Source organism: Bacillus halotolerans, assembly GCF_001517105.1.
In the GTDB taxonomy this organism is placed as follows: domain Bacteria; phylum Bacillota; class Bacilli; order Bacillales; family Bacillaceae; genus Bacillus; species Bacillus halotolerans.
The window spans coordinates 63,601-75,596 of sequence record NZ_LPVF01000009.1; the positions used below are offsets into that span (position 1 = coordinate 63,601).

Consider the following 11,996-nt stretch of genomic DNA (forward strand, 5'->3'; position numbering starts at 1 on the left):
GACCCCTCTCCAAAGAAAAAATTTTTAGCGTTTATAAAATGGTGTTTTAACTACCTTTGCTTTCACTAATTTTTTGCGAATCTCCACTTCTACAACAGTTCCGATCTCACTCGCTCCAGCATCAACCAAGGCAAGGCCCACGTTTTTCCCCAATGTCGGTGACTGGGTGCCTGTTGTCACCTTTCCGACGGACTTGCCGCTTTGAAACACTTCATATCCGTGTCTCGGTATTCCTTTTTCAATCATTTCAAGACCGACGAGCTTTCGTTTCGCCCCGTTTTCTTTCTGTTCACTCAATACAGACTTCCCGAAAAAATCAGATTCTTTTTTGTGTTTTACGGCAAAGCCTATACCTGCTTCAACCGGCGTGATATCCCGAGTCAGCTCCTGGCCATAGAGCGGGAGCTTCGCTTCAAATCTGAGTGTATCACGCGCCCCTAGCCCGCATGGCATAAGCCCGTGTTCTTCACCCGCTTCAATGATTTGTTTCCAAATTCGGACGGCGTCATCAGCACGGCAGTAAATTTCGAACCCGTCTTCACCCGTATAGCCGGTGCGCGAAATGAGTGCTTTGCAGCCGCTGATATCAGCTTCATCAATAAATGCAAATGGTTTTAAAGCAGACACATCTGAAGCTGTCAGATTTTTTAAAATTGTTTCTGCCTTCGGGCCCTGCACGGCCAAAAGCGCAATCTGATCTGACAAATTGTCAATCTGGACATCTCCTGCTGCGTGTTCTTTGAGCCAAGCAAGATCTTTATCTATATTTGAAGCATTTATGACAAGCAAATAGCGGTTTTCAGCTTTTTGATAGATGAGTAAATCATCAACGGTGCCGCCATCCGGATAGCACATCGCGGTATATTGCGCACGGCCGGTTTTTAACGCGGATACATCATTTGTCATCAGCTTTTGTAAAAAAGATAAGCTGTCATCCCCTGTGATTTCGACTTCCCCCATATGAGATACATCAAACAGCCCGGCTGCTGTTCGGACAGCCTCATGCTCTTTTTTGATTGAAGAAAATTGAACAGGAAGCTCCCAGCCTCCGAAATCAATCGTTTTCCCTCCATATTCCTTATACAATTCAAATAACGGTGTTCTTTTCAGCATCAAATTCCTCCCCTTTTTCAACGGCGCAGCTAAAAAAACATACAAAAAAGGACAGAGAAACACCTCATATTAAATGAAGGTTCTCTGTCCTGGCACCTGAAAGTTTACTTTGCAATAGCAAAGACGTCCCCTTTGGTGGCTTGCGCATTTCACACAAACACTCTCCAGAGTTGCGTCGAGCAAGAGTTCTTTTGCCTGAGAGATTCACTCCGCAGTTTGCTCCTTCGGCGCCTGTATCCCGGTTTTCTCGGTCAGGTCTCTCCCCTTGCTGTCATTCGCTCATATTTTCATGCTGTTATGGACATACTATAGCAATATCTTACATCAAATACATACTCATATCCTACCATCATCACTATATGCGGGGCAACAGCAATTTGGGCGGATTTTTCTTATATTGTTCATTTTAAAAATTGAAGAATATGAAAGGCGGTTTCACAGCAATGAATGCAGAAATCACATATGATACAAAATGGCCCGAAGAATTTGCCGAAAGACTGAAAAACGACGGTCCGTGGTCAAACTGGGAGCTGTACAAGCTTTCATCAGAAATCCAGGAAACATTGGCGATTCCTGAATTTGAAGGCTTGCGGGCCCCATTATATCTCCCTTCCTTCACGCCGCTTCCCCATCAGCTTGAGGTTGCGCAGAAGGTTGTTGAAAAAATGAACGGAAAAGCGATTTTAGCAGATGAAGTGGGGCTCGGCAAAACTGTTGAAGCCGGACTGATTCTAAAAGAATATATGATTCGCGGGTTAGCCAAAAAAATTCTGATCCTTGTGCCAGCTTCTCTTGTTTCGCAGTGGGTGAAAGAGCTTCAGGAAAAATTTTTGATTCCGGCTGTTGAGCAAAAGAAGAGCTATGTGTGGGAGCAGTGCGATATCGTCGTGTCCTCCATCGATACTGCAAAGCGCTCGCCCCACCGGGAAATTGTGCTGTCAATCCCATATGATCTCGTCATTATTGATGAGGCCCACAAGCTGAAAAATAGCAAAACAAAGAACTATGAATTTGTCCGGAATCTTGTGAAAAAATACTGCCTGCTGCTGACTGCGACGCCAATCCAAAACCGTGTTGAAGAAATTTTCAATTTGGTTTCCTTATTAAAGCCTGGTCATTTAGGCAATCAGAATCACTTTCAAGAAATGTTTTCTAAAAAGAAATCCAGCTTAGAAGCACATGATCATTTAAAAGATCTAGTGAATAAAGTCATGATTCGCAACAGGCGGCATGACACCGGGCTGAATTGGAAGCAGCGCCGCGTCGAAACAGTGCCGATTGAATTTTCTCCATCAGAGCAGGCGCTTTACGATGAGATTTCCCGCCTGAAAGAAAGCATTAACAAACCGGCCAGCATGTTCTCCATTATGACACTCCAAAGAGAATGCTGTTCAAGCAGGGAAGCTGTGTACATGACACTGAAAAAAATGCTCGACCAAAAAGAAAAACAGGCACCAGCCATTGATGAACACACCATTTCTATATTAATGGACCGCATCAATCAAGTGACGCAAAATTCTAAAGCGAATCAAGTCGTCGATCTGATTAAAAAGATAGACGATAAAGTCATTATTTTTACAGAATACCGTGCCACTCAAATTTACCTGCAATGGTTTCTTCAGCAACACGGCATTAGCTCTGTGCCGTTCAGAGGCGGATTTAAACGCGGGAAAAAAGACTGGATGAAGGACCTTTTCCGCGGGAAGGTTCAAGTGCTGATTGCAACTGAAGCGGGCGGCGAAGGGATCAACCTGCAGTTTTGCAATCACATGATTAACTATGATTTGCCATGGAATCCGATGCGGCTTGAACAAAGAATCGGAAGAATCCACAGGCTCGGGCAGGAACGTGACGTCCATATTTATAACATGGCTACCAAACATACAGTGGAAGAGCATATTTTAAAGCTTTTATATGAAAAAATTCATTTATTTGAAAAAGTGGTCGGCGAGCTTGATGACATTTTAACAAAAATTCAAGTCAACAATTTTGAAGAGCACCTGCACGATATTTTGTACCATTCGGCAACCGAAGAAGAAATGAAAATTAAAATGGACAACTTAACCTCATTTTTATCTTATAAAAAACAGCAGCCCGCTGAAAAAAGAGGTTCTTAGCCGCAAGGAGGTTTTACAAGTGAGACAGCAAGAGGTTCACCAATTTCTGCTTCGTTTTTTCCAGGCAAACAGCTGTCCGATCATCGACCAAGGCCCCGGTTACATGACGGTTCAGCTTACAGTTGAAATGGACAAACAGATCATGAATCGGCCTTTTTACTGGCACTGGCGCGAGAAGACCGGCGGCGACCCGAATCCGATGAAAATAACGTTCATTACAGATAAGGAATCTGCTCCAGAAGACCTAGATGGCGAATTTATTTATTTCGGGGCGCCGCGCCTGTTTCAAATATTTAAAGCAGTTAAACAAAATGGGAGATTTACCAGAATGTATGAGAAAATTGAATCAGCCGGAGCGAAAATTCCGCTTCAGCCTTGGCTTGGTATAAATGTCATGATTTCATACCAGTCCGACATGAAAAAGGATAAGCTATTATCACTAGGTCTTCACCTTGTCTCTGGAGCCATGATTGAAGATTTTCAAAGTAAGCTCGTACAGCTTTCATTGACATCACAAATATGTGACTATTGTTTCACCATATCGCCTATGATCAAACCTGAAAGCGGTCTTAAGCGGATGGAGAGCTATATTACCCAAGCCGCTAGACAAGAACCGTCAGACTGGGCAGAGCAGGCGGTAAACAGGTGGCAAAACGATATGAAATTGCTTGATCAGTTTTATGAGCATACAGAAGAAAAACCAGAAGAGTACCAACTTGAAAAACAAGCGTTAAAAGCCTTGTATCAACCAAAGATATCAGTTCAGATCGAAAATGGCGGATTATTTTTTCTGCAAAATAATATTTCGAGCTAACTTTTTTCAGATTCGACATCGTTCTCGTTTTTTTTGGAAAAATGCTATTATAATAAAGGTATATTGGAAAAAAATTCTGGCTATTCAATTGGCAAATGACTTCCAGAGACCACAGAAGGCGTACAATGGTCATGGCCGGACTGGCTGAAATACATAAACAAGTATTTTAGGAGGAGAAACTGCATGAAAAATGCAAAACAAGAGCACTTCGAATTAGATCAAGAATGGGTTGAATTAATGATGGAAGCCAGAGAAGCAAATATCAGCCCTGAGGAAATACGCAAATATTTACTTTTAAACAAAAAGTCTGCTCATCCTGGTCCGGCAGCCAGAAGTCATACCATAAATCCTTTCTGAATGTGCTATAATATCACAAGGAAGGTGATGACATTGATTGGCCAGCGTATTAAACAATACCGTAAAGAAAAAGGCTACTCACTATCAGAACTAGCAGAAAAAGCTGGGGTAGCGAAGTCTTATTTAAGCTCAATAAAACGAAATCTACAAACGAACCCCTCCATTCAATTTCTCGAAAAAGTCTCCGCTGTTCTGGACGTCTCGGTTCATACTTTGCTTGATGAAAAACATGAAACCGAATACGATGGTCAATTAGATAGTGAATGGGAGAAATTGGTTCGCGATGCGATGACATCTGGGGTATCGAAAAAACAATTTCGTGAATTTTTAGATTATCAAAAATGGAGAAAGTCCCAAAAAGAGGAGTAGTGCCTGAGCAGAGGCACTTACTCCTCTTTTGTCAAATGAACATAAGAATGGCTCAGTACGCATGTACTGAGCCACCTCTTTTTCTATTAATGTTTATCCTCGCTATGCGCTTTTTCATTTTCTTTAATGTAACCGTCTTTATCAGTATGTTCCTTTTTGATTGTCAAGCCACTCCACTGTGTTGCTTCAAATGAGAATTGAAGCTGTAATGAGTTGCCTTGATATTTATTTTGAACCATTTGTCCCTTTTCATCTTTTGTTTTATCGTCTTTAAATTGAATTTCCATTTTAACCTGGTCAAAATCAGTCGGTGTTTTTGGAACACCGTCATATTCAAGAGCGGTTTTACCGTCAATTGTCGCTATATTGACTTTTCCGCTTGCGTTTAAGAATTTAGGATCAATTTGTTTTTTAATTTTTTCAGTCGCCGCAGCATCATTCTTAGAGGACATTAAATATAAGTCTTTAAGGTTGACATCATCTAAAATGATGTTTTTCGGATAGCCATTGCCTCCCTCTTTGCCGACTGTCAATAATGTAACCTCAAACTGGCTGAGAAAATCTTCTGGGGATGTATTACTTCCGCCGTTTGCTTTAAATTCTCCATAATTCAGCGCCATTAATACCTCTTTGATCGCAAGTGAGCCGTTATTTTCGAATTGGAAATCTTTCGTCAATTTATCTCCCGGCTTTAGATTTGATAAGTTGACACTGGCTGAATTTTCTTTCACTGCTAAATCAAGCGTACCTGATGCAAAAGTAGCATCCGTTGATTTAATGTCGTTAAATGCTGCCCATGTTCCTCCCCCTACTAAAGCTAACCCTAGTGCTGCTGATGCAACTCCTAAACTCAATTTCTTTTTCATACCCATGGTAAACTCCCCTTTTATTGAATGATTATATTATCGAAACCTGTTGCCAGGTTTACAACTGATGTTAAGTGGACATCGTATTGTCCTTTGTCTCTGTTTCCAAGGCTTTCGTCTTTCTTTCAATCTCTCTGATCGCACTGCTGATTGTCACAAAAGAGTAGATCAGCAGCATAACGCCAGGAACAATCAGTAAAATAGCAGTGCCGATCGGCTGACTGGCAAAATGAAGCATGTAGCCGGCATAAGGAAGCTGAAAACCTGTATATTGCGCGCGGACATTCTCATCCGACACAGGCGCAGAATCAGCTGCGGCGTTATTATCCCCTTTTGTTTGGAATAACAAATGATCGCCTTGCTTTTTCATATCAATAATTCTATGGGTCACCGCTGTGTCTGCATCCTGCATAGATATGATCACGTCGCCCTTTTGGAGCTCTTTCACATCTGTGATTTCTTTAACGAGAATTAATGAGCCCGTTTTAAATTCAGGGTCCATTGAGCCAGACAGTACTGATTTTAGCGTGTATCCGAACACTGCCGGCTCTCCCCCGGATGAACGTGTTGATATGACAACTAGCGTTAACACAATAATCAGAGTAAAGATGATTACGTAAAGGATATTACTGATCAGCTTTAATGCTTTTTTCATCCTCTTCCCCGCTTTCCTTCTGAACTGGTTGATTTTCTTTGTCTTCATTTACGGCTTTGTCGGCTGTTTTTTCTTGATCTGTTTTGTCTTTTCTGTCACTGTCTGCTTGATTGTGCTGATTTTTCACAGCCGGCTGACTTTCCTTTTTCGGTGCTGTCGGTTTTTCGTCACACTTCACAATTGTCATTGGTTCCGACCACTCAGATTTGCTGCCGTCCGCCGGATAGCCGGCCGGTTTATATACTTTAAACGCATAAATGCCGGGTTTCACTTTTTTATTTGTTTCAATTTTGTAAAGTGATTCGCCTATTTGGGTGGAAACGTATCCTTTATCTATTACGCTCCCGTCTTTTAGCGGTTTGCGGGTGTTTTCCAGTTTATGAAGCTCCCACTTCCATTTCGATTTCTTAAGTTTCTGGCCTCTGTTTTCCAGCTCGGCAAATAGACGAACAGGGGAACAGACAGTACCTTTTGTATCTGTTTGATTCACCACGTGTAAATCACTTTGGTCCCACCGTTTATCATAATGACAGTTTTTATCTGTATGCTGAAAGTTCTCACGCGTTTGAAGCGAAACATCAAAGTTTTCAATATCATAAAAAGCAGCGCTTGTATCTCCGGTAAATTGTAAGCATATAGCGGCTGTCAGACTGAATATGGCTGAAAGCTGAAAAACAAGCAGCACTCTTAATTTTGTCTTAGCCTTATGCTGATTGCGGAACAATCGAAACATACCTTACCCCCTGTAAAACACTGTAACTTGATGTGACAGTCGTTCTCTTTTAAGAACCGCACAAACTAAGTATAATCAACGGTTGAAGGATTTAAAAACACCAAAATCCGCCATTTTGTTCGTTTAAAAGAATGTTTTCATCATATTGCATAGCCTTACTCAATATTGCTCACCTTTTTAAGTTTTTAGAATTTTTGGGGATTGTTATGTGAGAAATTAAACGCATATCCGGTTAACATTTGGCAATAATAAACAACAAAGAAAGGGTGACGGCTTATGATCAAACAATGTGTGATTTGTCTGTCTCTTCTCGGTTTCGGCACCAGTGCCGCTCAAGCAGAAGAAGGGCCGCTTGTAACCGCCCGACACATGTCAAAATGGGAAGAGCTTGCTGTAAAAGAAGCAAAAAAAAGGTACCCGCTCGCACAGGTACTGGTTAAACAAAAAGTTTGGGACCGCAAAAGAAAAGACGAAGCTGTGAAACAATATCATTTAACCCTGAGAGAAGGCTCAAAGGAATTCGGCGTGTTTGTCACAATTTCTTTCGATCCTCATAGTCAAAAGGTGAATAAAATTGCAATTTTAGAAGAATATCAATAAGGTCCTCCATGTGAAGGACCTTGCTCGTTATATTGGCACAATTTATTTTTTTCTTTTCAGCCATAGCCTAAAACCATAAGGTAAAATACCGAACCAATGCTGAGAAGCAGGCGTTTTTGTTTCTTTTCGAACCTCTTTTCGTTCTTTTCGCTCATCTTTTGGAGTGTCTATATATTTCACAAATTGCTGAGTCATATATTTGACATAATCATTCGTTTTCACGTGATCACCTCATCATTCAGTTATTATGAAGTGTTGGCTCACACGACTTTTTTTATACACATACCGCTGGTTTATTCTGTCCAGCTCAGCAGTTTTTTCTGATTTTGATCGAACAGCAGCTGAGCGTTTTTTTCTGTTCCCGACTCTGTGATGGCTTTAAGGGTGATTTCTTGCTGTTCTTTTATGGTTGTTTTGCGAATGTCATAAGATACATGTCCATATTGAAACTGCTGTGAACCCTTTCGGCCTGGTCTGTGCTCAAGTATATGCCTGATGGATAGAAGCGCGCCATTTTGCAGCAGATTTTCTCCTGTGTAATACTCTTTTGTTTCCTTCTCAAACATATGGCGTGAAACAAATTGAGGGGCGGTGAAATTCACAATCAGCATCACAAGGGCAAATGTAAAAAGAACGGCCGGATAGATAAACCCTTTTGAGTAGTACATTCACCCACCTCCTAACGACGTATATACCGGAAAAGCTGTTTGATACTCTTTATCATTCTCATTCTTGACTTTCAGCCAAAGCATCCCGTTTTTAACCTCGGCTTTCATTGTTTTAATATGGTCAAGAATCGGAACATGCCCTTTTCCGTCTACTCTTTTCCTGATCATTGAATGGTAGATTTCAAAACGGACCTCTTGCCCTGACAGATTTCTGCAGATTAAGACGCTCCCATGCTCATCTGTCTGCACTGTCTGCGATTGCTTGCACTCATTCATGATCTGCTCTACCGAAATGATCCATTCCCGCTGCATGAAGCCCTCATTCTCCTGTTGACGTGACAAAAATAGATGAAAGTACATCGCTAACGATCCTGATATGAGCAAATAAGCAGAGAGCGAAAATAATACATTAAGAAGCGTATAGCCAGTCTGTCCGCAAAATGCTGAGGCAAAATGGCTTGTCTTTATAGGTGTCTGATGAGATGCATACGTTTTGATACTCTCCCTCCTCCTCCCATGTCATCGAGTATTTGCTATTGTTCATCGAAACAGCCTGTGACGAATTTCCTGCTCCTGTCAGCATATATTTGCCTATGCTTTCATTAACAAGCTGATAACCAATTTCTCTCGACTCCGCTATATGTTCATCAGCTATCAGCTTGTTCCACAACGGCACGATCGTCAGAAGCATAAACATCCATATGCTGAGGGCAGCGATTGTTTCAATTGTAGAAAAGCCTTTATTTTCTCTCCACATTCACTCTTCCGCTCCCTAAATAAACTGTTATGTCATAGGCGGCATGCCCTTTTATACGGATTTTCCCGCCTATATTCGGGTGCCCTTTCTCGTTAAATTCCAAGCGGTCTTTTAATGTCAGTGACTCTGCAAAAAGACCATGATGATATGTACGGTCTATAACAGTGTCACCTATGATTAATTGATATTTTTTCTCTTGAAAAAGAATCTTTGTTCTTTGATGATTGGAAATTGCGGTCTGCTGTGCAAGTAAAATATCGTTTTTCAGCTGGGATACTGTCTGCCGTAATGCTGTATTTTCATAAACAGGAGGAAGCGTGGTAAACACCGCAATCAGCATAATAGAGGCGAGGCTTAAAACAAGCAGGCTTTCTAAAAGAGTGAATCCAGCTTCCCCTTTTAATTCAATGTTCAACCTTAACCTCCCCGCCGGTAATGATAATTTGCTTTCCATTTGGACAGACCGCATCTTTTTTCACATAACCTTCTGCCTGTAAATCGCCGAGGCTTGGTGTCTTCCCGTCATGATCGAGTTCATATGCTGTTACCTGCGCCTTTATCATGTTTTGCAGGCCTTCACAGCCTTTTTTCTGAATGGTTTGATTATGTTTTGTTACATTCGGTATGGTGATCAATAGCAAAATAGAAATAATAAAGAGCACGATCAGCATTTCCACAAGTGTAAACCCTTTCTCGTTCATCAGCCTCTTCCTTTCACATTTGATTCATCATCTGATACATAGGCAGGAGCATCGATAGATAAACAATTAAAATCATCCCTGCGACAAATCCGTAAATAATGGGCTGAAGAATGCCTGTCCATTTTTGTGACTTGTCCTCAAGCCGCTGCAATATAAACTGGCTGTATGTGAGGAGTTCCCGATCCAAGCGGCCGCTTAGTTGGCCATGAGATATCACTTTTGAAAAATCATTTTCGTAAAAAGGCCGTTTGCATAAAGCAGCTTCAATGGTTTCACCGGCTTTTAACCGTTCAATCATTTGTTCAGCTTCATGGCGGTAAAAAGGGAGAAACGTTTGATGCCTAAATGCTTTCAAACTGTCATAAATAGAAAGACCTGATGCTAGCAGACTGCTCAGCTGTAAAGAAAAAAAGTAGCTGTTAAACAGCCTGACCAGCTTTCCAAACAAAGGAATACTTACGCAAATGAGCATTTGATGGTCAGGGGATTTTTTCTTGAACATAAACCAATAATAAAGACCTGTTCCTGCAGCCAAAATGGCCATTAATATGAACACAGCATCAAGGTGCTGAAAAAACGCAAAAATGATGTCTGTTGTGCGTGAGGTTTCTACATTCATCGATTGATAAATACCAGAAAACTGAGGGATGATGATGTATTGCAGCATATAAAGCATGACAACAACGGTAAAGATGAGGAAAAGAGGATATCGCAACACCCTTTTTACCTGTTCTGCCTGGCCTACTTTTCGTTCCAGCAGCTCCCCGCTCTGAATCATGGAAGCCGGCAATTCCCCATGTGTTTCAGCAAAATAACAAATACCGACGGCTTCCTTATGAAATGACAAGCTCTTTAATACATGGTAAAACGATTCCCCTTCTCTCAACCGGCTTATTGCGTTAGCCAAGTCCGCCAGCTGCCTTTTATTCATTTGCAGCTGCATCAGGCGCAATCCGTCTAAAAGACTGTATCCGCCCGCTGTCATTTCACCCAGCCTTTTCAGTAAATAGGCTTGATCCTTTAACGGCCAAACTTTTCTAATCTGTTTCATGATAAACCCACCGGTCATAGTTGTTTGTCGTTAAATAGCCGAGCGCAATCCCTTTTCTTATAATTTGACGCAGCGTTTGATATTGGTAATTTGCATTGTCCCCTTTCGCTTCCTGGATACACTGCTGAAGGTTTTTCCCGTAAAGCAGCTCGTATACGCTTGCTCTCCTGACATTTCGTGACAGGCGGCAATACACTGATGAACATCCGTCTTCACAAAACGGGCAAGCCAAATCAACTAAACGCTGAGCCGCTATCGCAATAACCGTTTGCTCGATTTCATTCATATTAATGCCAAATTCAAGCAGCCTGTAAATCGCGCCCTTCGCATCTCTCGTATGAAGGCTCGTCAGCACTAAATGACCAGTCATCGCTGCCCGCACCGCGATTTGTGCTGTTTCAGCGTCTCTAATCTCACCTAAAATGATCATATCGGGGTCATGGCGCAAAATTGCCTTCAGCCCTGTGGAATATGTGACACCGGCTTTTTCATTCACCTGCACTTGAAGAACATCTTCATCCCTCGTTTCAACTGGATCTTCAAGTGTGACAATGTTTCGATTAAAATGTTTTTTTGCATATTGGATCAGAGAATATAATGTTGTTGTTTTCCCAGAGCCTGTTGGTCCGGTAAAAATCAGCATGCCGTGGGAGTGTTTTAAAAATGAAAGCAAGGTGGCTCCTGTCTTTGGGAATAAAGACAGTTTGTCAATCGAAGGGATATTATACTGAGGCATCACTCTGATGACGAGGCTCTCTTCGTTAATTGTCGGGAGCGTTGACATCCTTAAGTGAACGTCACCCTCTTTTAATTTTAGAGTAAGAGATCCATTTTGCGGCTTTCTTCTTTCCCCTATGTCCATAGCTGAGAGAAACTTAAAATGTGAAATGAGCCTTACACACTCTTCTTTTTTCATGTTTCGCTTTTTCAGCAATGCATGGTCAACCCGAAAATGAATGATTGCGTCCCGTTCCCTCGGCACAATGTGAATGTCAGAGGCCTTCGTCCTATATGCCTCTTCAATTAAAGTTTTGCTTGTTTTTTCTATCGAATCCACTTTGATTCCCTCTCCTTTCAAAGCGTATTGTAGAAAAAGAAGACATGGTAATCAAACAAAGAAAATGTGATTTTCTGATGTATTTACAACTTTAAAAAACATTTCGCCCCTATCAAAAATAGAAATTCAGCTATATGT

Annotated in this window: 17 protein-coding genes and 1 riboswitch; of the genes, 5 read left to right on the forward strand and 12 right to left on the reverse strand. The window is 41.5% G+C overall.

Features of this window, described 5'->3' with window-relative positions; all coding sequences use genetic code 11:
• Positions 1–24 precede the first annotated feature (24 nt).
• Positions 25–1,113, reverse strand: a complete 1,089-nt coding sequence (gene gcvT / locus AU387_RS07965; RefSeq protein ID WP_059293611.1) for a glycine cleavage system aminomethyltransferase GcvT — start codon at positions 1,111–1,113, stop codon at positions 25–27.
• A gap of 173 nt (positions 1,114–1,286) precedes the next feature.
• Positions 1,287–1,388: riboswitch (glycine riboswitch) on the reverse strand.
• Positions 1,389–1,556: 168 nt separating this feature from the next.
• On the opposite strand from gcvT, the gene AU387_RS07970 reads away from it, so the two are divergent.
• From AU387_RS07970 to sinR, 4 genes are all read left to right on the forward strand, one after another.
• Positions 1,557–3,230, forward strand: coding sequence for a DEAD/DEAH box helicase (locus AU387_RS07970; RefSeq protein ID WP_059293610.1), 1,674 nt, complete (start codon positions 1,557–1,559; stop codon positions 3,228–3,230).
• A 19-nt stretch (positions 3,231–3,249) separates the two neighbouring features.
• Complete coding sequence (locus AU387_RS07975; protein WP_059335406.1) at positions 3,250–4,044, forward strand: YqhG family protein; 795 nt, start codon at positions 3,250–3,252, stop codon at positions 4,042–4,044.
• Positions 4,045–4,227: 183 nt separating this feature from the next.
• Positions 4,228–4,401 carry an anti-repressor SinI gene (sinI, locus tag AU387_RS07980; protein ID WP_024122036.1) on the forward strand — a complete coding sequence of 58 codons (174 nt, stop codon included), beginning with the start codon at positions 4,228–4,230 and terminating at the stop codon, positions 4,399–4,401.
• 33 nt (positions 4,402–4,434) lie between these two features.
• Positions 4,435–4,770: a transcriptional regulator SinR gene (gene sinR / locus AU387_RS07985; protein ID WP_082687863.1), complete on the forward strand. Its 336-nt coding sequence runs from the start codon at positions 4,435–4,437 to the stop codon at positions 4,768–4,770.
• 86 nt (positions 4,771–4,856) lie between these two features.
• On the opposite strand, the gene tasA is transcribed toward sinR, so the two are convergent.
• The 3 genes from tasA to tapA form a co-directional block, all read right to left on the reverse strand.
• Positions 4,857–5,642, reverse strand: a complete 786-nt coding sequence (tasA, locus tag AU387_RS07990; protein ID WP_059335408.1) for a biofilm matrix protein TasA — start codon at positions 5,640–5,642, stop codon at positions 4,857–4,859.
• 64 nt (positions 5,643–5,706) lie between these two features.
• Positions 5,707–6,291: a signal peptidase I SipW gene (sipW, locus tag AU387_RS07995; protein ID WP_059335409.1), complete on the reverse strand. Its 585-nt coding sequence runs from the start codon at positions 6,289–6,291 to the stop codon at positions 5,707–5,709.
• Positions 6,263–7,024 carry an amyloid fiber anchoring/assembly protein TapA gene (gene tapA, locus AU387_RS08000; RefSeq protein WP_059335410.1) on the reverse strand — a complete coding sequence of 254 codons (762 nt, stop codon included), beginning with the start codon at positions 7,022–7,024 and terminating at the stop codon, positions 6,263–6,265. Before tapA ends, sipW begins: the two co-directional genes overlap by 29 nt.
• A gap of 276 nt (positions 7,025–7,300) precedes the next feature.
• Here tapA and AU387_RS08005 point away from each other — a divergent pair, with 276 nt between their 5' ends.
• Positions 7,301–7,624 (forward strand): YqzG/YhdC family protein, encoded by a 324-nt coding sequence (locus AU387_RS08005; protein ID WP_024122040.1) that lies wholly within the window; start codon positions 7,301–7,303, stop codon positions 7,622–7,624.
• A 42-nt stretch (positions 7,625–7,666) separates the two neighbouring features.
• On the opposite strand, the gene AU387_RS08010 is transcribed toward AU387_RS08005, so the two are convergent.
• The 8 genes from AU387_RS08010 to comGA form a co-directional block, all read right to left on the reverse strand.
• Positions 7,667–7,846, reverse strand: coding sequence for a YqzE family protein (locus AU387_RS08010; RefSeq protein WP_003236949.1), 180 nt, complete (start codon positions 7,844–7,846; stop codon positions 7,667–7,669).
• A gap of 71 nt (positions 7,847–7,917) precedes the next feature.
• Positions 7,918–8,292, reverse strand: coding sequence for a competence type IV pilus minor pilin ComGG (gene comGG / locus AU387_RS08015; RefSeq protein WP_059335411.1), 375 nt, complete (start codon positions 8,290–8,292; stop codon positions 7,918–7,920).
• Positions 8,293–8,676: a competence type IV pilus minor pilin ComGF gene (gene comGF / locus AU387_RS08020; protein WP_157722684.1), complete on the reverse strand. Its 384-nt coding sequence runs from the start codon at positions 8,674–8,676 to the stop codon at positions 8,293–8,295.
• A gap of 25 nt (positions 8,677–8,701) precedes the next feature.
• Positions 8,702–9,049, reverse strand: coding sequence for a competence type IV pilus minor pilin ComGE (gene comGE, locus AU387_RS08025; protein ID WP_059335413.1), 348 nt, complete (start codon positions 9,047–9,049; stop codon positions 8,702–8,704).
• Positions 9,033–9,464, reverse strand: coding sequence for a competence type IV pilus minor pilin ComGD (comGD, locus tag AU387_RS08030; protein WP_059335414.1), 432 nt, complete (start codon positions 9,462–9,464; stop codon positions 9,033–9,035). Before comGD ends, comGE begins: the two co-directional genes overlap by 17 nt.
• Complete coding sequence (gene comGC, locus AU387_RS08035) at positions 9,454–9,750, reverse strand: competence type IV pilus major pilin ComGC (RefSeq protein WP_010334925.1); 297 nt, start codon at positions 9,748–9,750, stop codon at positions 9,454–9,456. The genes comGD and comGC overlap by 11 nt, the downstream gene beginning before the upstream one ends.
• Positions 9,751–9,763: 13 nt before the next feature.
• The gene (gene comGB / locus AU387_RS08040; RefSeq protein ID WP_059335415.1) at positions 9,764–10,801 is read right to left on the reverse strand and encodes a competence type IV pilus assembly protein ComGB; all 1,038 of its coding nucleotides are present in this window, start codon (positions 10,799–10,801) and stop codon (positions 9,764–9,766) included.
• Complete coding sequence (comGA, locus tag AU387_RS08045) at positions 10,788–11,858, reverse strand: competence protein ComGA (RefSeq protein ID WP_024122047.1); 1,071 nt, start codon at positions 11,856–11,858, stop codon at positions 10,788–10,790. The genes comGB and comGA overlap by 14 nt, the downstream gene beginning before the upstream one ends.
• Positions 11,859–11,996 lie beyond the last annotated feature (138 nt).